General features: G+C 61.1%; 20 protein-coding genes and 1 pseudogene. 14 read left to right on the forward strand and 7 right to left on the reverse strand.

Going from position 1 to position 19,415, the window contains the following annotated elements; all coding sequences use genetic code 11:
• Nucleotides 1–2: 2 nt before the first annotated feature.
• On the reverse strand, nucleotides 3–1,211 hold the full coding sequence (gene coaBC, locus HKK54_RS11395; RefSeq protein WP_010168193.1) for a bifunctional phosphopantothenoylcysteine decarboxylase/phosphopantothenate--cysteine ligase CoaBC: 1,209 nt from the start codon (nucleotides 1,209–1,211) through the stop codon (nucleotides 3–5).
• 130 nt (nucleotides 1,212–1,341) lie between these two features.
• On the opposite strand from coaBC, the gene radC reads away from it, so the two are divergent.
• Nucleotides 1,342–2,016: a RadC family protein gene (gene radC / locus HKK54_RS11400; RefSeq protein WP_169386834.1), complete on the forward strand. Its 675-nt coding sequence runs from the start codon at nucleotides 1,342–1,344 to the stop codon at nucleotides 2,014–2,016.
• A gap of 115 nt (nucleotides 2,017–2,131) precedes the next feature.
• Here the strand turns inward: radC and HKK54_RS11405 are convergent, their stop codons facing one another.
• The gene (locus tag HKK54_RS11405) at nucleotides 2,132–3,724 is read right to left on the reverse strand and encodes an ABC transporter substrate-binding protein (protein WP_169386835.1); all 1,593 of its coding nucleotides are present in this window, start codon (nucleotides 3,722–3,724) and stop codon (nucleotides 2,132–2,134) included.
• Nucleotides 3,725–4,182: 458 nt separating this feature from the next.
• Here HKK54_RS11405 and rpmB point away from each other — a divergent pair, with 458 nt between their 5' ends.
• The 3 genes from rpmB to HKK54_RS11420 all read left to right on the forward strand — a co-directional run bounded on the left by rpmB (nucleotide 4,183) and on the right by HKK54_RS11420 (nucleotide 5,920).
• Nucleotides 4,183–4,416: a 50S ribosomal protein L28 gene (gene rpmB, locus HKK54_RS11410; protein WP_003213263.1), complete on the forward strand. Its 234-nt coding sequence runs from the start codon at nucleotides 4,183–4,185 to the stop codon at nucleotides 4,414–4,416.
• Between the two features lie 11 nt (nucleotides 4,417–4,427).
• Nucleotides 4,428–4,583, forward strand: a complete 156-nt coding sequence (gene rpmG, locus HKK54_RS11415; protein ID WP_003176906.1) for a 50S ribosomal protein L33 — start codon at nucleotides 4,428–4,430, stop codon at nucleotides 4,581–4,583.
• Nucleotides 4,584–4,697: 114 nt separating this feature from the next.
• A protein-coding gene (locus tag HKK54_RS11420) for an IS3 family transposase (protein ID WP_169386560.1) occupies nucleotides 4,698–5,920 on the forward strand; the annotation gives its coding sequence in 2 pieces (ribosomal slippage) (nucleotides 4,698–5,049 and nucleotides 5,049–5,920; 1,224 coding nt in all).
• A 50-nt stretch (nucleotides 5,921–5,970) separates the two neighbouring features.
• Here HKK54_RS11420 and HKK54_RS11425 read toward each other — a convergent pair.
• Nucleotides 5,971–6,333 carry a cupin domain-containing protein gene (locus HKK54_RS11425; RefSeq protein WP_003213261.1) on the reverse strand — a complete coding sequence of 121 codons (363 nt, stop codon included), beginning with the start codon at nucleotides 6,331–6,333 and terminating at the stop codon, nucleotides 5,971–5,973.
• 230 nt (nucleotides 6,334–6,563) lie between these two features.
• On the opposite strand from HKK54_RS11425, the gene HKK54_RS11430 reads away from it, so the two are divergent.
• The 3 genes and pseudogenes from HKK54_RS11430 to HKK54_RS11435 all read left to right on the forward strand — a co-directional run bounded on the left by HKK54_RS11430 (nucleotide 6,564) and on the right by HKK54_RS11435 (nucleotide 9,363).
• Nucleotides 6,564–8,057, forward strand: coding sequence for an aldehyde dehydrogenase (locus HKK54_RS11430; protein ID WP_010168177.1), 1,494 nt, complete (start codon nucleotides 6,564–6,566; stop codon nucleotides 8,055–8,057).
• A 31-nt stretch (nucleotides 8,058–8,088) separates the two neighbouring features.
• Nucleotides 8,089–8,178: pseudogene (locus HKK54_RS33575) on the forward strand (outer membrane lipoprotein carrier protein LolA); the annotation flags it as partial.
• Between the two features lie 42 nt (nucleotides 8,179–8,220).
• The gene (locus tag HKK54_RS11435) at nucleotides 8,221–9,363 is read left to right on the forward strand and encodes an MFS transporter (RefSeq protein WP_169386836.1); all 1,143 of its coding nucleotides are present in this window, start codon (nucleotides 8,221–8,223) and stop codon (nucleotides 9,361–9,363) included.
• Nucleotides 9,364–9,488: 125 nt separating this feature from the next.
• Here HKK54_RS11435 and HKK54_RS11440 read toward each other — a convergent pair whose 3' ends face one another.
• Together HKK54_RS11440 and HKK54_RS11445 are read right to left on the reverse strand one after the other, a co-directional pair.
• Complete coding sequence (locus HKK54_RS11440) at nucleotides 9,489–11,051, reverse strand: phospholipase D family protein (protein ID WP_010168173.1); 1,563 nt, start codon at nucleotides 11,049–11,051, stop codon at nucleotides 9,489–9,491.
• Between the two features lie 62 nt (nucleotides 11,052–11,113).
• Entirely contained in the window at nucleotides 11,114–12,538 is a 1,425-nt protein-coding gene (locus tag HKK54_RS11445) for an aminotransferase-like domain-containing protein (RefSeq protein ID WP_010168170.1), read from the reverse strand.
• 165 nt (nucleotides 12,539–12,703) lie between these two features.
• Here HKK54_RS11445 and HKK54_RS11450 point away from each other — a divergent pair, with 165 nt between their 5' ends.
• Nucleotides 12,704–12,940 (forward strand): DUF1127 domain-containing protein, encoded by a 237-nt coding sequence (locus HKK54_RS11450; protein WP_010168169.1) that lies wholly within the window; start codon nucleotides 12,704–12,706, stop codon nucleotides 12,938–12,940.
• Nucleotide 12,941: 1 nt separating this feature from the next.
• Here HKK54_RS11450 and HKK54_RS11455 read toward each other — a convergent pair whose 3' ends face one another.
• Nucleotides 12,942–14,234 carry an NAD(P)/FAD-dependent oxidoreductase gene (locus HKK54_RS11455; protein ID WP_010168168.1) on the reverse strand — a complete coding sequence of 431 codons (1,293 nt, stop codon included), beginning with the start codon at nucleotides 14,232–14,234 and terminating at the stop codon, nucleotides 12,942–12,944.
• 115 nt (nucleotides 14,235–14,349) lie between these two features.
• Between HKK54_RS11455 and HKK54_RS11460 the strand changes: the two genes are divergently transcribed.
• Entirely contained in the window at nucleotides 14,350–14,703 is a 354-nt protein-coding gene (locus HKK54_RS11460) for a YkgJ family cysteine cluster protein (RefSeq protein WP_010168167.1), read from the forward strand.
• Nucleotides 14,704–14,706: 3 nt separating this feature from the next.
• Here HKK54_RS11460 and HKK54_RS11465 read toward each other — a convergent pair whose 3' ends face one another.
• Nucleotides 14,707–15,195 (reverse strand): Lrp/AsnC ligand binding domain-containing protein, encoded by a 489-nt coding sequence (locus tag HKK54_RS11465; RefSeq protein ID WP_003206849.1) that lies wholly within the window; start codon nucleotides 15,193–15,195, stop codon nucleotides 14,707–14,709.
• Nucleotides 15,196–15,351: 156 nt separating this feature from the next.
• On the opposite strand from HKK54_RS11465, the gene dadA reads away from it, so the two are divergent.
• From dadA to HKK54_RS11490, 5 genes are all read left to right on the forward strand, one after another.
• Nucleotides 15,352–16,653, forward strand: coding sequence for a D-amino acid dehydrogenase (dadA, locus tag HKK54_RS11470; RefSeq protein ID WP_010168163.1), 1,302 nt, complete (start codon nucleotides 15,352–15,354; stop codon nucleotides 16,651–16,653).
• Nucleotides 16,625–16,978 carry a RidA family protein gene (locus tag HKK54_RS11475; protein ID WP_003208752.1) on the forward strand — a complete coding sequence of 118 codons (354 nt, stop codon included), beginning with the start codon at nucleotides 16,625–16,627 and terminating at the stop codon, nucleotides 16,976–16,978. The genes dadA and HKK54_RS11475 overlap by 29 nt, the downstream gene beginning before the upstream one ends.
• A 79-nt stretch (nucleotides 16,979–17,057) precedes the next feature.
• Nucleotides 17,058–18,134 (forward strand): alanine racemase, encoded by a 1,077-nt coding sequence (gene alr / locus HKK54_RS11480; protein ID WP_169386837.1) that lies wholly within the window; start codon nucleotides 17,058–17,060, stop codon nucleotides 18,132–18,134.
• Between the two features lie 116 nt (nucleotides 18,135–18,250).
• Complete coding sequence (locus HKK54_RS11485; RefSeq protein ID WP_003208755.1) at nucleotides 18,251–18,799, forward strand: cupin domain-containing protein; 549 nt, start codon at nucleotides 18,251–18,253, stop codon at nucleotides 18,797–18,799.
• A 182-nt stretch (nucleotides 18,800–18,981) separates the two neighbouring features.
• On the forward strand, nucleotides 18,982–19,398 hold the full coding sequence (locus HKK54_RS11490; RefSeq protein WP_003208757.1) for a c-type cytochrome: 417 nt from the start codon (nucleotides 18,982–18,984) through the stop codon (nucleotides 19,396–19,398).
• The last annotated feature ends 17 nt before the right edge of the window (nucleotides 19,399–19,415 follow it).

Genomic DNA, 19,415 nt, shown 5'->3' on the forward strand with positions numbered 1-19,415 from the left:
AATTAAACCTGGTTCAGCCGTAGGGCGATAAATGAGATCAGTTGGCGGGCAATCTTGCCCTTGCTGGTCTGGGCGAAAACGGTGGCGTGCAACTCGCGGTCGATCACACTGATGGCATTTTCCTCGCTGTTGAAGCCGATGCTCGGGTTGGCGACATCGTTGGCGACAATCAGGTCGAGGTTTTTGTCTTTCAATTTGCGTGCGGCGTAGTCCAGCAAATGCTCGGTTTCGGCGGCGAAACCGACGCTGAACGGACGGTCCTCACGGGTGGCGATGGTGGCCAGAATGTCCGGGTTGCGGACCATTTGCAGGAGCAGGCCGTCACCGCTTGTAGGGTCTTTCTTGAGTTTCTGCGGCGCAACCACTTCGGGGCGGTAGTCCGCTACCGCTGCCGAGGCGATAAACAGGTCGCAGGGAATCGCCGCTTCACAGGCCGCCAGCATGTCGCGGGCGCTGACTACGTCGATTCGGGTGACGCGATCCGGCGTTGGCAGATGCACCGGGCCGGTGATCAGGGTTACCCGGGCGCCTGCCTCGACCGCCGCTTCAGCCAGGGCAAAGCCCATTTTTCCTGAGCTATGGTTGGTGATGTAGCGCACCGGGTCGATGTTTTCCTGGGTCGGACCGGCGGTGATCAGCACGTGCTTGCCGGTCAGCGCCAGGTGCTGGAAGCAGTCGGCGGCGCATTGGGCGAGATCGGTGGCTTCGAGCATGCGGCCCATGCCCACGTCGCCGCAGGCCTGGCTGCCGGAGGCCGGGCCGAAGACCTTGAGGCCGCGGCTTTGCAGGAGCTGGGTGTTGGCCTGGGTGGCCGGGTCGCGCCACATGGCCTGGTTCATGGCCGGGGCGATGGCGACGGTGGCGTCGGTGGCCAGCACCAGGGTCGTCAGCAGGTCGTCGGCAATGCCTTGGGCCAGGCGGGCGATCAGGTCGGCGGTGGCCGGGGCGATCAGCACCAGGTCGGCCCACTTGGCCAGCTCGATGTGGCCCATGGCGGCTTCGGCCGCAGGGTCCAGCAAGTCGAGGTGAACCGGGTGGCCGGACAGGGCTTGCATGGTCAGCGGGGTAATGAATTCACTGCCGCCACGGGTCATGACCACGCGCACTTCGGCGCCTTGGTCCAGGAGCCTGCGAACCAGCTCTGCGCTCTTGTAGGCGGCAATGCCGCCGCCGACGCCGAGAACGATGCGTTTCCGATACAGACGCTGCATTGGCTTGCCTTTCCAGTTCAGTGATGGCGTTGCGATGCCCCCTCCCCAGGTGAAATCGCACGCAAAAAGATGGCCTAAGATACCACAGCGTCCGCCATGCAACAGCGGCGCACATGCACACGGAGGTGCCATGAGTATTCGTGATTGGCCTGCGGCCGAGCGCCCGCGGGAGAAGCTGTTGGAGCTGGGGGCGGCGAGTCTTTCCGACGCCGAATTGCTGGCGATTTTCCTGCGCACCGGGGTGGCCGGTAAAAGTGCCGTCGACCTGGCGCGGCACCTGCTGGCGCAATTTGGCAGCCTGCGGGCACTGATGGAGGCCCGGCAGTTGGTGTTCAGCCAGCACCTGGGGTTGGGGCCGGCGAAGTTCGCCCAGCTCCAGGCCGTGCTGGAAATGGCCCGTCGCCATCTGGCTGAGCGCCTGCGCTGCGATTCGGTGCTGGAAAGCCCGGAGGCGGTGCGCGACTACCTGAAGGCGCTGTTACGCCATGAGCCTCACGAGATATTTGGCTGCCTGTTTCTCGACTCCAAACATCGGGTGCTGGGGTTCGAGAAGTTGTTTCAAGGCACCATCGACACCGCCACGGTCTACCCCCGGCAAGTGGTCAAGCGCGCCCTGGACTACAACGCCGCCGCCCTGATCCTGTGCCACAACCATCCTTCCGGCAGCGCCGAGCCCAGCATCGCTGATCGAAAAATGACCAGGGTGCTGCAAAAGGCTCTGGAGATGGTGGACGTGCGCGTGCTGGACCACATCATTGTGGGGGAGGGTGACCCGCTGTCGATGGCGGAATATGGGTGGATGTAGGGCCTGTAGGAGCGAGCTTGCCCGCGAAAAACCTGAGGGCACCGTTGGGCCTCGGGTTTCCCGCGTTATCGTTGACGGCCTTCGCGAGCAAGCTCGCTCCTACAGGGGGCCAGGATTATGGCTTGACGCTGACTTTCGAGTAATCCTGACGCCCGAACGGGCTCACCTGGTACCCCTCGACATTCTTGCGAGTCAGGGCGAACGCGGTCGGATGCGCCAGTGGCAGCCACAGTGCCTGTTGCTGGATCTGCGCCTGGGCCTGCTGATACAGCTTGCTGCGCACCCCCTGTTCGCTGGTGGTCTTGCCGGCGCTGATCAGCTTGTCCAGCGCCGGGTCGCAGTAGCGGGCGAAGTTGGTGCCGGACTTCACTGCCGCGCAGGAGAACTGCGGCGTGAGGAAGTTATCCGGGTCGCCGTTGTCGCCGGCCCAGCCCATGAACAACAGGTCGTGCTCACCCGCCTTGGCGCGGCGGATCAGTTCGCCCCACTCGATCACGCGGATTTCAGCCTGGATGCCGACCTTGGCCAGGTCCGCTTGCAGCAACTGCGCGCCGAGGCTCGGGTTGGGGTTCAGCAGGCTGCCCGACGGCCGGGTCCAAATGGTGGTCTTGAAGCCGTCCTTGAGTCCGGCGCGGTCCAGTAGCTGCTTGGCCTTGGCGATGTCTTGCGGGTAGCCCGGCAAGTCCTTGGCGTAGCTCCAGGTGTTGGGCGGGTAGGGGCCGTTGGCGGCTTCGGCGGTGCCTTCAAATACGGCCTTGAGGTAGCTGGCCTTGTCGAAGGCGAGGTTGATCGCCTGGCGAACTTCCGGCTTGTCCAGCGGCGGGTGCTGGCTGTTAATGGCGACAAACGCAGTCATGAAGGCCGCGGTTTTCTCGATCTTCAGGTCAGCGTCTTTCTTGGCGGCGTCAATGTCCAGTGGCTTGGGCGACAAGGCGATCTGGCACTCGTCGCGACGTAATCTCTGCAGGCGCACGTTGGCATCCGGGGTGATCGCGAAGATCAGGTTATCCACCGCAGGTTTGCCGGCGAAGTAGTCCGGGTTGGCCTTGTAGCGAATCGTCGCGTCCTTCTGGAAGCGCCCGAAAATGAACGGCCCGGTGCCGATAGGCTGGCTGTTGAGCTTCTCGGGTGTGCCGGCCTTGAGCAGTTTGTCGGCGTATTCCGCCGGGTAGATCGAGGCAAAGCCCATGCTCAAGGCGGCGAGGAAGGTCGAATCGGCGTGGTCCAGGGTAAAACGCACGGTCAGCGGGTCGAGAGCGTCAATCTTCTTGATCAGCGTCGGCAGTTGCAGCGACTGGGCGTGTGGGAAGCCGCTCTGGGCGACCTTGTGCCACGGGTTGGCCGGGTCGAGCATGCGTTCGAAGCTGAAGCGCACGTCTTCGGCGGTCAGGGTGCGGCTTGGGGTGAAGTAGTCGGTGCGATGGAATTTAACGTCCGGGTGCAGCTTGAAGGTGTACGTCAGGCCGTCCGGCGACACTTCCCAGCTGTCCGCCAGGCTGGGGACCAGCTTGCCACTGGTGGCGTCGAAGTCCACCAGGCGGTTCATCAATACGTCTGCCGAGGCGTTGGTGGTGGTCAGCGAGTTGTATTGCACCACGTCGAAGCCTTCGGGGCTGGCTTCGGTGCAGACGCTCAAGGTGGTAGCCGCCTGGGCGTGTGCAGCAATAAAAAGAGGGGCTAGCAATAGCGGTAGGGCAGCGAGGCGCATATTCGGTTTCCTTTGCAGATCGAAGGCCCATCTGCGAGTGCAGTCTGGAAAAGTCCTACCGTAGTGGGCTGATTGACAAATGACTAGCCCATTTTTGCCTGTGCTTTTGCCTAAAATACTGTTTTGATGGCGCCTCAGATCGTTTTGCCGGGCACTTTGCAGTGCGCGCAGGCGCTGTAAATCATTCTGTGCGACGAGCGGTTAGCTTCTATAGCGGCCCACCCTGGCAACGGTTCAGGCGTCCATGGCCTGGATTTACGCGTGGAAAAACACACGGCCTGTTGTTGCACTGGGGTCTTTCTGGTATAAAGCAGCGCTCTTTTCTAGGGGCCCGGTTCCTTCGCTAGTAGGTGTAGCCGGTAAGACCCTAAAGAAACGCGGCGCCTGGCGCCAAATGACTGAGAGATTAAGCGGCCAACCCATGCCGGGTTGGGCATGTGGTTTTAGAGGGCTGAGGCATGTCGAGAGTCTGTCAAGTTACCGGTAAGGGTCCGGTGACTGGGAATAACATTTCCCACGCAAACAACAAAACCCGTCGTCGTTTCCTGCCAAACCTGCAGCATCACCGCTTTTGGGTTGAAGAAGAGAAACGTTTTGTCCGTCTGCGCGTATCTGCCAAAGGCATGCGTGTTATCGACAAGCGTGGCATCACTGTCGTGCTGGCCGAACTGCGCCGCGACGGCAAAATCTAAGGAGCTAAATCATGCGTGAATTGATTCGAATGATCTCTAGCGCCGGTACTGGTCACTTCTACACTACCGACAAGAACAAGCGTACTACCCCGGACAAGCTCGAAAAGAAAATGTTCGACCCGCGCGTTCGCAAGCACGTGATCTACAAAGAAGGCAAAATCAAGTAATTGGTTTTCTTTCTTGTGAAAAAAAGCCCGTATCTCACGATGCGGGCTTTTTTTTGTGCCTTGTCCCGTCCTGAATAAGGTTTACACCTTCTGACCGATCTTCAGGAGGATTCAATGGATACGGGAAAAAGGCGGAGCCAGCGCGATTACACGCTAGCTTTTAAATTGTCAGTCGTAGATCAAGTCGAAAAAGGCGAGTTGAGTTATAAAGAGGCTCAACGGCGCTTTGGCATTCAAGGCCGGTCCACGGTACTGGTTTGGTTACGCAAGCATGGCCGACAGAACTGGAGCCAAGGCGCCTCAATCCGAGCGCCGCGGAGCAGGCCGATGACCGACCCCAACCTCCCGCTGACACCCGAACAGCGGATCAAAGAGCTTGAAGAACAGTTGGCGCTGAGCAATCAGAAGGCCCAGTTCTTTGAAGCTGTCGTGAACGTCTTGAAAAATGATTACGGTGTGTCCATCGTAAAAAAGCGACCCGGCAAGTCCTCTCGCAAGGGCAAATCCAAGACCTGAGCATTAGCAGGGCTTGCCTGTTTATGGGCATTTCGCGCCAAGCGTATTACAAGCGCAACCGAGCCTTTGACGCGAGAGTTTGCCAAGACCAGCAAGTCGTGGAATTCGTTCTGGAAAAGCGTCGCCGCCAGCCGAGGCTTGGGACGCGCAAACTGCACCATCTGATGGTAATTGAAGCCACAGCGGCGCTACGTGTCGGTCGAGACCGCCTGTTTTCCATCTTGCGAGAGGCGCGAGAGCTGGTCCCTCGCAAACGTGCTTATCATAAAACCACGCATAGCCATCATCGCTTCCGCCGTCACCCCAACCTACTCAAAGCTGGCCCGGAACAAGTTGTAGCCAGCAGACCTGAGCAGGTTTGGGTCGCAGACATTACCTATCTCCCAACGCGGGAAAGTGTCGCTTACGTTAGCCTGATAACAGACGCGTACTCACGCAAAATCGTGGGTCATCATGTGCACGGCAGCCTGCATACGGAGTCGGTGGTCAAGGCGCTGCAGAAGGCTGTTAGTCAGCGAAAATCCAATCAACCGCTCATTCATCATTCAGATCGCGGAGCCCAGTACTGCTCCGATTTATACCAACGGATGCATACCCGGCATGGAATCAGATGCTCAATGACTGACGGTTATGATTGCTATCAGAACGCGATGGCGGAGCGGATAAATGGGATTTTGAAGACTGAGTTTTTGCTGCATCGTCCTAAAGACCTGGCGGATGCAGTGAAAATGGTGGATGAGTCGGTGCAAATCTACAACCGGGAGCGGCCGCACTTATCCCTGAAATACAAAACGCCCGATGCGGTGCATCGGGCGTTTTGAGACTGAAACAGGTGTAAACCTATTTCAGGACTAGACACCTGAAGAATTGATCAGGCCTTTTCTTCGAACACCACGTAGATCTTGCGGCAGGGTTCCAGCACTTCCCAGGTGCCACTGAAACCGGCCGGGATGACGAAGCGGTCGCCGGCCCGCAAGGTCTTGGCGTTGCCGTCGGCGTCACGCAATACAGAGACGCCCTGCACGATCTCGCAGTATTCATGCTCGGTGTAGTTGACCTTCCACTGCCCGACCTCACCTTCCCAGACTCCGGCGCTCATTTGGCCGCACGGACTGTTGTAGTGGTTGTAGACGGTTTGCTCGGGATCACCCTTGAGGATTTTCTCCGCGGCCGGACGGTAGCGGTCAGGTTCGGTCCTGGCCTGGCTGAAGTCGACGATATTCTGGATGTTCATGGGCGTGTCCCGTCTGGCCTGCGGTTGGAGAGCCCAAAGTCTATGTTTATTAAAATGAACATCGCAAGGGCGTTTGCTGGCGTTATGTCAAATATATTGAAACATCCATCGTCGCTGGTTTAGGGTGGCAGCTGCCTTGAGCCGAACAGCTGGCTGGCCGGGCAAGAATTCTTCGAAGGTGCCTGGGTACATCGCCCGGCCCTTGTATTCAATAAGAGGAGGACACTCGCATGACCACCCTGACCCGTGCCGACTGGGAACAACGCGCCAAGGATCTGAAGATCGAAGGCCGTGCCTACATCAATGGCGAATACACCGCCGCCGTTTCCGGCGACACGTTCGAATGCCTCAGCCCGGTCGATGGCCGCCTGCTGACAACCGTTGCCAGCTGTGACGTCGCCGACGCCCAGCGCGCTGTTGAAAACGCCCGCGCCACCTTCAATTCCGGTGCGTGGTCGCGCCTGGCGCCAGCCAAACGCAAAGCCACCATGATCCGTTTTGCCGGCTTGCTCAAGGCCAACGCCGAAGAGCTGGCCCTGCTTGAAACCCTGGACATGGGCAAGCCGATCAGCGACTCCCTGTACATCGACGTTCCCGGCGCGGCGCAAGCCCTGAGCTGGAGCGGCGAGGCCATCGACAAGATCTACGACGAAGTCGCCGCCACACCCCACGACCAACTGGGCCTGGTGACCCGCGAGCCCGTCGGCGTTGTCGCGGCCATCGTGCCGTGGAACTTCCCGCTGATGATGGCCTGCTGGAAGCTCGGGCCGGCGCTGTCCACCGGTAACTCGGTGATCCTCAAGCCGTCTGAAAAGTCGCCGCTGACTGCCATCCGCATCGCGGCCCTGGCCGTTGAAGCCGGGATCCCGAAAGGCGTGTTCAACGTGCTGCCGGGTTATGGTCACACTGTGGGCAACGCCTTGGCGCTGCACATGGACGTCGACACCCTGGTGTTCACCGGTTCCACCAAGATCGCCAAGCAACTGCTGATTCGCTCCGGCGAGTCGAACATGAAGCGCGTCTGGCTGGAAGCCGGCGGCAAGAGCCCGAACATCGTGTTCGCCGATGCCCCGGACCTGCAAGCCGCCGCTGAATCCGCCGCCAGCGCCATCGCCTTCAACCAGGGCGAAGTGTGCACCGCCGGGTCGCGCCTGCTGGTAGAGCGTTCCATCAAGGATAAATTCCTGCCGCTGGTGATCGAGGCCCTCAAGGCCTGGAAGCCGGGCAACCCGCTGGACCCGGCCACCACGGTCGGTGCTCTGGTGGATACTCAGCAGATGAACACCGTGCTGTCGTACATCGAGGCCGGGCATGCCGATGGCGCCAAGCTGGTGGCCGGTGGCAAGCGCACGTTGCAGGAAAGCGGCGGCACTTATGTCGAACCGACGATTTTCGACGGTGTGACCAACGCCATGAAGATCGCCCAGGAAGAAATCTTCGGCCCGGTGCTGTCGGTGATTGCCTTCGACAGCGTGGAAGAAGCCATTGCGATCGCCAACGACACCCAATACGGCCTGGCCGCTGCGGTGTGGACGTCGAATATCTCCAAGGCGCACCTCACCGCCAAGGCACTGCGTGCCGGCAGCGTGTGGGTCAACCAGTACGATGGCGGCGACATGACCGCACCGTTTGGTGGTTTCAAGCAGTCGGGTAACGGCCGCGACAAGTCGCTGCACGCGTTCGACAAGTACACCGAGCTGAAGGCGACCTGGATCAAGTTGTAAGTAATCCCGGCGACTCCCTGTAGGAGCGAGCTTGCTCGCGAAGGACTTGAACGATGACGCGGGCATTCTGGATGCACGCGGTGCTCTCAAGTTTTTCGCGAGCAAGCTCGCTCCTACAGTTCGTTTGCAGCCCTGAAAAATAATAATCCACAGGAGCGTGGAAATGCGTTGGGCGACCTATTTCGCCGTGTTGGCGTCGGTCTTGAGCGTGGGCCTGGCCCTGGGCGTGAGCATGCCGCTGGTGTCCCTGCGCCTGGAAAGCTGGGGTTACGGCAGTTTTGCCATCGGCGTAATGGCCGCCATGCCTGCCTTCGGTGTACTGCTCGGTGCCAAGGTTTCCAGCGGCCTGGCCTCGCGCCTGGGCACGGCGAACCTGATGCGCCTGTGCCTGTGGGGCGGGGCGGTTTCCATCGGCTTGCTGGCGGTATTGCCCAGCTACCCGGTGTGGCTGGTGCTGCGGCTGATGATCGGGGTGATCCTGACCATCGTGTTTATTCTCGGCGAAAGCTGGATCAACCAACTGGTGATCGAGCGCTGGCGCGGCCGTCTGGTGGCGCTGTATGGCTGCAGCTATGCCTTGAGCCAACTGTCGGGCCCGTTGCTGCTGGGCGCGCTGGGTACGGATAACGACATTGGCTTCTGGGTAGGCGTTGGCCTGCTGACGTTCTCGCCGATCCTGCTGCTGGGCCGATCCGGCGCACCGACTGCCGAGTCCTTCAGCGTGACCTTCGGCGACTTGCTGCGTTTCTGTCGGGGCTTGCCGGCGATTGCCTGGGCGGTGGCGTTATTCGCCGCATTCGAGGCGATGATTCTTACGCTGTTGCCGGTGTATTGCCTGCAGCAGGGCTTCACCGCCGAGATCGCCCTGGCGATGGTCAGCACCGTGGTGGTCGGTGACGCATTGCTGCAACTGCCGATTGGTGCACTGGCGGACTACCTGCCTCGGCGCACGCTGTTTCTCGGCTGTGCACTGATGCTGCTGGCGACGAGTCTGGCGATCCCGCTGTTGCTGGATACGCTGATGATCTGGCCCGTATGGGTGCTGTTTGGCGCCAGTGCCGGTGGCTTGTTCACCTTGTCGCTGATCCTGATTGGCGAGCGCTACCGTGACGACGCGCTGGTGCGCGCCAATGCGCACATCGCGCAGCTGTGGGGCATTGGCTGCCTGATCGGGCCGTTGGTGGCGGGTGCTGGCAGTCAGTGGATCAGCGGGCATGCCTTGCCGCTGTTGATGGCGGCGGGGGCGTTGGGGCTGGTGATTCTGCTGCTGCGCCAAGGCGCGTTCGGCGCTACACAGCCGGCCTGAACTTGAAATGCGAATAACTGTGGGAGCTGGCTTGCCTGCGATAGCGAAGTGTCAGCTTGCGCATCCTGTGCCTGACACTCCGCAATCGCGGGCAAGCCCTGCTCCCCCAAGGCTCTGCGCTGTTCTTAAAGCATGCGTTCCAGCCCGACGGATGTGGCGAACCAGGCATTGAACCGGCGCCACCAGTTACCCGGTTCGCGGGTCAGGGTGTGCAGTTGGCCATTGTCTTCGGTCACCCAGACCACCTGGCCATCCTGCAGTTTCGCCTGATAGCTCAATGGCGGCGCCATGCCTTCCAGTGCAAGGTTGCGCACGTGCTCTGCCAGCTCCGGGCTGTCTACCAGCACCCCGACTTCGGTGTTCCACAGCACCGAGCGCGGGTCGAAGTTGAAGGAGCCGATGAAGGATTTCTCCCGGTCAAAGATGATCGCCTTGCTGTGCAGGCTGGAATCCGAGCCGTGGAAGGTGCCTTTGCGGAACAGATGAGGGCCGCTGCCGCCGCCATCTCCCGGCTGCCGGCGCAATTCGTACAGCTTTACCCCGTGTTCCAGCAACGCCTTGCGATAGGGCGCATAACCGCCGTGCACCGCTGGCACGTCGGTGGCTTCCAGGGAATTGGTCAACAGGCTCACCGAGACGCCGGCGTCCGCACGGCCGGTCAGGTACACGAGGCCAGGTTGCCCTGGTACGAAGTACGCCGAAATCATCATCAGCTCATGGCTGACCCCTTCCAGCTCCGGTGCCAGCTGAGTGGTGAGCAGCAGCCGGGGATCCGGATCGGCCTTGGCCAGCACTTTGCTCGGCGCATCCCACAGCGCCTGGTTCCAGGCCCAGATCAGCTCACGGCGCCAGATGTCCATGCGCGGCTGGGTCTTGTAGGTGCGCAGGCGGTTGTACAGGGCATGGTTTTGTTGGCGCGATTCGGCCAGGGAGTCTTCCAGGCGTACGCGGGCGCTGGCCAGGTCGCCTTTGGAGGCGCTGCTGACGAAGTCACCGATGGGTTTGCTCAGGGCACTGTTCCAGTACTGATCGAAACTGTGGCCCAGTTGCTCGGCCACCGGGCCCACGCTGAGCATGTCGATATCGGTGAAGTTGAGGTTGGGTTCGGCGTCGAAATACTCATCCCCCAGGTTGCGCCCGCCAACGATGGCCACGCTGTTGTCTGCCAGCCACAGCTTGTTGTGCATGCGCCGGTGTTGCAGCGAGAGGTCGAACAGCCGTGCCATGGCCCGCGTTACGCCGGTGCTGCGGCCCAGGTGCAGCGGGTTGAACAGGCGGATCTGGATGTGCGGGTGGGCGGCGAGGGTGGCGATGATCTGGTCCAGGCCGTCGCTGGTGGTGTCGTCCAGCAGGATGCGCACGCGCACGCCACGGTCGGCGGCCTTGAGCAGCTCATCCACGAGCATGCGGGTGCTGATGCCGTCGTGGACGATGTAGTACTGCAGGTCGAGGCTGGTCTGGGCGTTGCGGATCAGTTCGGCGCGAGCCATGAAGGCTTCGCTGCTGTTGGGCAGCAGGCGGAACCCGGAGCGGCCTTTGTAGGGCGCGGCCTGGGCCTGGATCGAGCGGCCGAATGACGACTCACTGGCCGGCAAGGCCTCGCTGGGCGTACGCGGCGAGTCGAGGGTGGCGCAGCCGCCCAGGGCCAGGATGCCCAGCAGGAAAAACGGTAATAGCCGTTGGGTCATCAATGACATGGGTTCCGAATCAGGGCGGTTGTCGGCATATGACGGCTATTTCCCGGGAAAGGTCAGTCCGCTGCTTCGGCCAGCAACTTGATGGCGGTGGCGCCGACCTTGCGCACGGCCTCTTCAATCTGCGGCGTTGGTTTGGCAGCGTAGTTCATGCGCAGGCAGTTCCTGTACTTGCCGGAGGCGGAAAAGATACTTCCCACAGCAATCTGTACACCTTCATCCACCAGCAGCCGGTTGAGCTTCAACGTGTCGAAGCCTTCCGGCAGTTCCACCCACAGCATGAAGCTGCCCTGTGGGCGGCTGGCGCGGGTGCCTGCGGGGAAATAACGGCTGACCCAATCGAGCATCAAGTCGCGATTGCGCTGGTATTGGGTACGCATCCGGCGCAAATGCGGTTCGAAATGACCGTTTTTCAGAAATTCGGCAATCGCGATCTGTGGCTGGGTCGCGGTGGCGCCGGTGCTGATGTATTTCATGTGCAGCACACGTTCCAGGTAACGACCGGGTGCAACCCAGCCGATCCGCAGGCCGGGCGCCAGGGTTTTCGAGAAGGAGCTGCACAGTACGACGCGGCCATCTTCGTCGAAGGATTTTATGGTGCGTGGACGCGGGTAGCTGTAGGCCAATTCTCCATACACATCGTCTTCGATGATTGCCACGTCGAAGCGCTGTGCCAGGGTCAGCAGTGCGCGTTTGCGCGATTCCGGCATGATGTAGCCGAGCGGGTTGTTGCAGTTGGGGGTCAGCTGGATGACCTTGATCGGCCACTGTTCCAGCGCCAGCTCCAGCGCTTCCAGGCTGATGCCGGTGAGGGGGTCGGTGGGGATTTCCAGGGCCTTCATGCCCAGGCCCTTCAGGGTTTGCATGGCGCCGTGGAAGCTTGGCGAGTCGACGGCAACGATGTCGCCCGGCTCACAAATGGCGTGGATGCTCGCGGACAGCGCTTCGTGGCAGCCGGTGGTGATCACCAGGTCCTGGGGCGTCAGTTGGCAGCCAGAGTCGAGCATCTGGCGGGCAATCTGTTCGCGCAGGTCCAGGTTGCCGTGGATGGTGTCGTAATACAGCCCCGGCATGTCCTGGCGTCGACTGATCCGCGCCAGGCTGCGTAACAAGGGTTTCATGGTTGGCGACAATACATCCGGCATGCCGCGGCCCAACTGTATGGTGTCTTTGCGTGGCACTGCGCGGATCAGCTCCAGTACCTGGTCCCACTGGGAAATTTCCACCGGGCGCTGGGCCGGGCGGCCTATGGCGGGCAGCGCCGGCAAGTCGCGGCTCACCGGCACGAAGTAGCCGGATTTTGGCTTGGGCATCGCCAGACCGTTGTCTTCCAGCACGCGATAGGCCTGCTGCACGGTGCTCAGGCTGACCCCATGCTCCACGCTCAAGGCCCGCACTGACGGCAATCGATCGCCCGGGCGGTAGAAGCCCTGCTCGATGCGCGTGCCCAACAGTTCGGCGAGGTTGACGTATAGCGTCATGGCGAGGCTTCCCGATTACCAGTACAGATCAGCCGAAAATACAGGATTCAGCGGCAGATAGGCAGTATCTGTATGGATTTAATACCGGGTGGTTGAATCTGTCATGGTTTCGCGTGCCGGCTCATCCTGTGTACTCATGGCAATACGTAAATGAGGGGCAGGAAAATGAGCGGTCTGAGCGATGTGCGGTTGGCGTTACACAGTCAGGAACTCGAAGCTGGGCAGGAGCGGCGCATGGCGACGCGTACCACGGCCCCGGCACTCAGTGCATGGGCGTTGTTCTGGCACCGCATGCACACCCGCAAGACCTTGCTGGAGCTGACCCCGGAGCAACTGCGTGACGTGGGCCTGAGCGCCGAGCAGGCGCGCCGGGAAGGCTTGAAACCCTTCTGGCGCGGTTGATTCAGACCAGTTCTTTCAATCGGTGCCAGAGCATTCCCAGCGCCAACAGCGGCGAGCGCAAGTGCTTGCCGCCCGGGAAGGTGATGTGCGGCACCTTGGCAAACAGATCAAACCGCCCGCTTTGCTGGCCGCTGATGGCTTCACCCAGCAGTTTGCCTGCCAGGTGAGTGGCATTGAGACCGTGACCCGCGTAGGCCTGGGCGAAATACACATTGGGGTGTTCGGCCAGGCGGCCAATCTGCGGCAGGCGGTTGGCGCCGATGCCGATCATGCCGCCCCACTGGTAATCGATGTTCACGTCGGCCAGTTGCGGGAACACCTGCAGCATTTTCGGACGCATATAGGCGCCGATGTCCTTCGGATCCCGTCCGGAATAATGGCAGGCACCCCCGAACAACAAGCGTCGGTCGGCTGACAGCCGGAAGTAGTCCACGGTCACCCGCTGGTCACACACCGCCATGTTTTGCGGCAGCAGCTCGGCTGCCTGGGCTTCGCTCAAGGGCTCGGTGGCGATGATGTAGCTGCCGGCGGGCAGCACCTTGCCACTCAAATGCGGGTTGAGGCCGTTCAGATAGGCGTTGCAGCCCAGTACCAGGGTCTTGGCGCGCACGTTGCCTTGGGCGGTGTGCACGTTGACCTCCGGGCCGTAGTCGATGCGCACCGCTTCGGAATGCTCGAACAATTGCACGCCCAACTGCTGTGCGGCAGCCGCCTCGCCGAGGGCCAGGTTCAGCGGGTGCAGGTGGCCGGAACCCATGTCGATCATGCCGCCCACATAGCGGTGGGAGCCGATCACGCTGGGCATTTCGCTGGCTTGCAGCAGGCGCACTTCATGGCGATAACCGAGGCTTCGCAGTTCTTCGGCGTCGGCGGCCAGGTGTTCCAGGTCGCGGGGTTTGTTGGCCAGGTCGCAGTAGCCCCAGGTCAGGTCGCAGGCGATCTGCGAACGTTCGACCCGCTGGCGCACGATTTCCACGGCTTCCAGGCCCATCAGTTTCATCTGGCGCACGCCATCGGCGCCGATGACGTGGGTGAACTGATCCAGGCCATGACCGACGCCGCGAATCAACTGCCCGCCGTTGCGCCCGCTGGCGCCCCAGGCGATTTTGCGGGCCTCCAGCAGGACCACGCTGAAACCACGCTCGGCCAGTTCCAGGGCGGTGTTCAGCCCCGAAAAGCCGCCGCCGACCACGCACACATCGGCCACGACTTCACCTGTCAGCACCGGATAATCGGGCTGCGGGAAACTGCTGGCGGCGTAGTAGGAATTGGCGTGCCGGGCGCTGGCGGTCATGGGGGGCCTCCCTGTTTGGAAAATTTGACGCAGGATACAGCGGTCAGGCGAAGCTGTCTCACCGGGGGCTTTTAGGGCAAAATCCACGTCTATTCGCCATTCGGTCCCTGTGTCGATGAGTTGCAACAGTCAGAAAGTCAACGCGCTGCGCCGGCAGATTCCCTCGTTCGAGTGCGTCCCGGGTTGCCATGACTGCTGTGGGCCGGTGACCACCTCCACCGAGGAAATGTCGCGCCTGCCGCGCAAGACCGCTGCCGAGCAGGACGCGGCGATGGACGAACTCAATTGCGTGCACCTGGGCCCCAACGGCTGCACGGTGTACGACGAGCGCCCGCTGATTTGCCGCCTGTTCGGCACCACGCCGACCTTGCCATGCCCCAACGGCCGCCGCCCGGTGGAGTTGATCCATCCGCGGGTGGAAAAGCAGATTCACGAGTACATGGCGAGCACGCGGCAAGTGCTGGTCTAGCGCTTAATCCGGGATGGGCAGGTTCAAGCTCTCCTTCACCTCTTCCATCACGATGTAGCTCTTGGACTCCCGTACGTGGGGCAGCTTGAGCAGGATATCGCCGAGTAACTTTCGGTACGACGCCATCTCCGAGATGCGTGCCTTCACCAGGTAGTCGAAATCCCCGGAGACCAAGTGGCACTCCAGCACGTGGGGCAGTTTCAGCACAGCGCGTCGGAATTCTTCAAAGGTGTCGCCGGACTTGTAGTCGAGGCTGATCTCGACAAACACCAGCAAACTGCCCTTCAAATGCTGCGGATTGAGCCGGGCGTTGTAGCCCATGATGATCCCTTCGCGCTCCAGGCGCCGGACCCGCTCGGTGCACGGCGTGGTCGACAGGCCAACCTTTTCCCCCAGCTCAGTAAACGAAATTCGTCCGTCTGCCTGCAGGATGCGCAGGATGTTGCGGTCGATCTTGTCCAGTTCCCGCTTGGTCTGAGTGTTGGTCCGCATAGGGGATGCTCCTCCGTGAAAAGGGTTTTTGCCGAGAATTGTCGCCAAATATAGGCAGTTATATAGTGAAATGCACTGGCGATTGCTTTTTATACTGCCCACATCTTTGTGCTGAACAACAAACGTCAGCGGTCAAGCCGTGATGAGGGAATAAAAATGCGCGTTCTGGTCTTGGGTAGCGGTGTCATTGGCGTGGCCAGTGCCTACTATTTGGCACGAGCTGGTTTTGAAGTGGTCGTGGTCGACCGTCAACCGGCTGTGGCCATGGAGACCAGTTTCGCCAACGCCGGGCAGATCTCGCCGGGCTACGCCTCGCCATGGGCCGCACCGGGTGTGCCGCTCAAGGCTATCAAGTGGCTGCTGGAGCGCCATGCGCCTCTGGCGATCAAGGCCACCGCCGACATCGACCAATACCTGTGGATGGCGCAGATGCTGCGCAACTGCACCGCCAGCCGGTATGCGGTGAACAAGGAGCGCATGGTGCGCCTGTCCGAGTACAGCCGCGATTGCATCGACGAACTGCGCGCCGAGACCGGTATTGCCTACGAAGGCCGCACTCTGGGGACTACGCAACTGTTCCGCACCCAGGCCCAGTTGGATGGTGCTGCCAAGGACATCGCGGTATTGAAAGAGTCTGGCGTGCCTTACGAGCTGCTGGATCGCGCCGGCATTGCCCGCGTCGAGCCGGCCCTGGCCAGCGTTACCGATATCCTCGCCGGTGCCCTGCGTCTGCCGAATGACCAGACCGGCGACTGTCAGATGTTTACCACCCGCCTTGCCGACATGTGCAAGCAACTGGGTGTCGAATTCCGCTTTGAGCAAGATATCCAGCGCCTGGACTACGCCGGTGATCGGGTGAACGGCGTGTGGATCGACGGCAAGCTGGAAACCGCCGACCGCTACGTGCTGGCCCTCGGCAGCTACTCGCCGAAACTGCTCAAGCCGCTGGGGATCAAGGCGCCGGTGTACCCGCTCAAGGGCTACTCGATGACCGTGCCGATCACCAACCCGGCGATGGCCCCGACCTCGACCATTCTCGACGAGACCTACAAGGTCGCGATCACCCGTTTCGACAACCGCATTCGCGTCGGTGGCATGGCTGAAATAGCCGGTTTTGACCTGTCGCTGAACCCGCGTCGGCGGGAAACCCTGGAGATGATCGTCAACGACCTTTATCCTCAGGGCGGTGATTTGAGCCAGGCCAGTTTCTGGACCGGCCTGCGGCCGACCACCCCGGACGGCACGCCTATTGTCGGTGCTACCCCGTTCAAAAACCTGTTCCTGAACACCGGCCACGGCACCCTCGGCTGGACCATGGCCTGTGGCTCTGGTCGTTTGCTGGCGGACCTGATGGCGAAGAAAACCCCGCAGATCAGTGCCGAAGGCCTCGATATTTCCCGTTACGGCAACCACCAGGAGTCCGCAAAACATGTCAATCCAGCGCCAGCTCACCAATGAGCGCATGAGTCAGATCGTTGTTCACAGCGGTACCGTGTATCTGGCAGGGCAAGTCGGCGACGACATGAGCGCCGGGATTGAACAACAGACCCGTGAAACCCTCGTCAATATCGAGCGTTTGCTGGACCTGGCCGGCACCGACAAGACCAAGTTGCTGTCGGTGACCATCTACCTGAAAGACATCGACGCGGACTTCGCCGGGATGAACGCGGTATGGGACAAGTGGCTGCCAAAAGGCGTCGCGCCGGCCCGTGCCACGGTTGAAGCGAAACTTTGCGAACCGGAAATCCTGGTTGAGCTGTCGGTTGTGGCCGCTCTGCCTTAAGCCAAACTCCTCTCCCGGCGCCTGCGTTGTCAGCGGGTGCCGGTTTTTTCTTCTCACTGCCGCCTAGAAGCCTGCCGCCATGCGTCCTGCCCGTGCCCTGATCGACCTCCAAGCCCTGCGCCATAACTACCAACTGGCCCGTGAAGTCACGGCTGGAGCGAAAGCCCTTGCCGTGATCAAGGCGGATGCCTACGGCCACGGTGCCGTGCGCGTTGCCCAGGCGCTGGAAGCCGAGGCGGACGGGTTTGCGGTGGCGTGCATCGAAGAAGCGCTGGAACTGCGGGCCGCCGGGATTCGCGGGCCGGTGCTGTTGCTCGAAGGGTTTTTCGAGGCCGACGAACTGCCGCTGATCATCGAGCATGACTTGTGGTGCGTGGTGCATTCGCTGTGGCAGCTGGACGCGATTGAACAGGCGCAGCTCAGCAAACCGCTGACCGTCTGGCTCAAGCTCGACTCGGGCATGCACCGTGTTGGCTTGCACCCCAAGGATTATCACGACGCCTACCAGCGTCTGCTGGCCTGCGGCAAGGTCGCGAAGATCGTGTTGATGAGCCACTTCGCCCGTGCCGATGAGCTGGACAGCACCAGCAGCGAAGAGCAAGTGGCGGTGTTTGAAGCAGCGCGCCAGGGCTTGTCGGCCCAGGTCAGCCTGCGCAATTCGCCGTCGGTGCTGGGCTGGCCGAATGTGTCCAGCGACTGGGTACGCCCGGGCATCATGCTCTACGGCGCCACCCCATTTGGTGAAGACCAGGCCATCGCCGCGCGTTTGCAGCCGGTGATGACCCTCGAATCGAAAGTCATCTGCGTACGTGAACTGCCGGCCGGCGAGCCGGTGGGTTACGGCGCGAAATTCATCACCCCGAAACCGATGCGCATCGGCGTGGTGGCCATGGGTTATGCCGACGGTTACCCGCGTCACGCACCCACCGGCACGCCAGTGCTGGTGGCTGGCCAGCGCAGCCAGTTGCTGGGCCGGGTGTCGATGGACATGCTGTGTATCGACCTGACGGACGTGCCCCAGGCCGGGCTCGGCTCCACGGTCGAATTGTGGGGCAAAAACATCCTCGCCAGTGACGTCGCCACCGCTGCCGACACCATTCCCTACCAGATCTTCTGCAACCTGCGCCGGGTGCCACGGCTCTATTCCGGCGCTTGAGCGGCACCCACGAATGGCAGATTCCGGGATTTAGGCCAAAGTGTTGTAAATACTGAACGCTGTCGCCATGATAACGCTCAATTACAACAACGCCTGAATCCTAGGAGGCTCCTGCATTGGACGTCGGCGAACGACTGCAATCCATCCGTAAACTGAAAGGTCTTTCCCAGCGTGAGCTTGCCAAGCGCGCGGGCGTCACCAACAGCACCATTTCGATGATCGAAAAAAACAGTGTCAGCCCCTCCATCAGCTCCTTGCGCAAGGTGCTGGGCGGCATTCCCATGTCGATGGTGGAGTTCTTTTCCGAGGAGATCCTCCAGGAAAAACCGACCCAGATCGTCTATAAAGCCAATGAGCTGATCGACATCTCCGACGGCGCCGTCACCATGAAACTGGTGGGCCGCGCGCACCCGAGCCGGGCGATTGCGTTCCTCAACGAGATCTACCCGCCAGGTGCTGATACCGGCGAAGAGATGCTCACCCATGAGGGCGAGGAAACCGGAATCCTGGTGGAAGGCCGCCTGGAACTGGTAGTGGGCCTTGAAACTTTTGTGCTCGAAGCCGGCGATAGCTACTACTTTGAAAGCACCAAGCCGCACCGTTTTCGCAATCCGTTCGAAGTGCCGGCGCGACTAATCAGCGCAGCCACACCCGCGAACTTTTAAGAAAAGAGGCGTCCTGCCTATGTCGCAGAGACGCCCGTAGCAGTATTCCGCCCGACTGAATCTCCCCTTGGTTAATAGGGTTGTTTCGGCGGGGCGGGCTAACCGTTATACTTTCGCCGCCTGCGAAACCGTGGCCGCAGGCGTGAATAGCCACCATTGAGGGTGAACGCGTGAACCTAATTATGAAAATGCTGGCTGCACCAGCAACCGTACTGGCCCTATGGGCTGTCAGCGCTCAAGCTGCGACCAATGATGAGATCGCCAAGCGCCTGGAGCCGGTCGGCCAGGTGTGTGTCCAGGGGCAAGAGTGCAAGGGGATGGAAGTCGCCGTGGCTGCGGGCGGCGGCGGTGGCGCGAAATCGCCGGATGACGTGATCGCCAAACACTGCAACGCTTGCCACGGTACCGGCCTGTTGGGCGCACCGAAAATCGGTGACACCGCCGCCTGGAAAGACCGCGCGGATCACCAGGGCGGCCTCGACGGCCTGCTGGCCAAGGCCATCACCGGCCTGAACGCCATGCCGCCCAAAGGCACCTGTGCCGATTGCTCGGATGCCGAGCTTAAAGGTGCGATCGAGAAGATGTCGGGTCTGAAATAAACCGATCTTCGTCAAAA

This window comes from Pseudomonas sp. ADAK13, from assembly GCF_012935715.1.
GTDB lineage: Bacteria > Pseudomonadota > Gammaproteobacteria > Pseudomonadales > Pseudomonadaceae > Aquipseudomonas.

What these genes read in the sequence shown, in the direction of transcription:
- coaBC (WP_010168193.1), bottom strand. Translation starts at nt 1,211, where the DNA reads ATGCAGCGTCTGTATCGGAAACGCATCGTTCTCGGCGTCGGCGGCGGC.
- radC (WP_169386834.1), top strand. Translation starts at nt 1,342, where the DNA reads ATGAGTATTCGTGATTGGCCTGCGGCCGAGCGCCCGCGGGAGAAGCTG.
- HKK54_RS11405 (WP_169386835.1), bottom strand. Translation starts at nt 3,724, where the DNA reads ATGCGCCTCGCTGCCCTACCGCTATTGCTAGCCCCTCTTTTTATTGCT.
- rpmB (WP_003213263.1), top strand. Translation starts at nt 4,183, where the DNA reads ATGTCGAGAGTCTGTCAAGTTACCGGTAAGGGTCCGGTGACTGGGAAT.
- rpmG (WP_003176906.1), top strand. Translation starts at nt 4,428, where the DNA reads ATGCGTGAATTGATTCGAATGATCTCTAGCGCCGGTACTGGTCACTTC.
- HKK54_RS11425 (WP_003213261.1), bottom strand. Translation starts at nt 6,333, where the DNA reads ATGAACATCCAGAATATCGTCGACTTCAGCCAGGCCAGGACCGAACCT.
- HKK54_RS11430 (WP_010168177.1), top strand. Translation starts at nt 6,564, where the DNA reads ATGACCACCCTGACCCGTGCCGACTGGGAACAACGCGCCAAGGATCTG.
- HKK54_RS11435 (WP_169386836.1), top strand. Translation starts at nt 8,221, where the DNA reads ATGCGTTGGGCGACCTATTTCGCCGTGTTGGCGTCGGTCTTGAGCGTG.
- HKK54_RS11440 (WP_010168173.1), bottom strand. Translation starts at nt 11,051, where the DNA reads ATGACCCAACGGCTATTACCGTTTTTCCTGCTGGGCATCCTGGCCCTG.
- HKK54_RS11445 (WP_010168170.1), bottom strand. Translation starts at nt 12,538, where the DNA reads ATGACGCTATACGTCAACCTCGCCGAACTGTTGGGCACGCGCATCGAG.
- HKK54_RS11450 (WP_010168169.1), top strand. Translation starts at nt 12,704, where the DNA reads ATGAGCGGTCTGAGCGATGTGCGGTTGGCGTTACACAGTCAGGAACTC.
- HKK54_RS11455 (WP_010168168.1), bottom strand. Translation starts at nt 14,234, where the DNA reads ATGACCGCCAGCGCCCGGCACGCCAATTCCTACTACGCCGCCAGCAGT.
- HKK54_RS11460 (WP_010168167.1), top strand. Translation starts at nt 14,350, where the DNA reads ATGAGTTGCAACAGTCAGAAAGTCAACGCGCTGCGCCGGCAGATTCCC.
- HKK54_RS11465 (WP_003206849.1), bottom strand. Translation starts at nt 15,195, where the DNA reads ATGCGGACCAACACTCAGACCAAGCGGGAACTGGACAAGATCGACCGC.
- dadA (WP_010168163.1), top strand. Translation starts at nt 15,352, where the DNA reads ATGCGCGTTCTGGTCTTGGGTAGCGGTGTCATTGGCGTGGCCAGTGCC.
- HKK54_RS11475 (WP_003208752.1), top strand. Translation starts at nt 16,625, where the DNA reads ATGTCAATCCAGCGCCAGCTCACCAATGAGCGCATGAGTCAGATCGTT.
- alr (WP_169386837.1), top strand. Translation starts at nt 17,058, where the DNA reads ATGCGTCCTGCCCGTGCCCTGATCGACCTCCAAGCCCTGCGCCATAAC.
- HKK54_RS11490 (WP_003208757.1), top strand. Translation starts at nt 18,982, where the DNA reads ATGAAAATGCTGGCTGCACCAGCAACCGTACTGGCCCTATGGGCTGTC.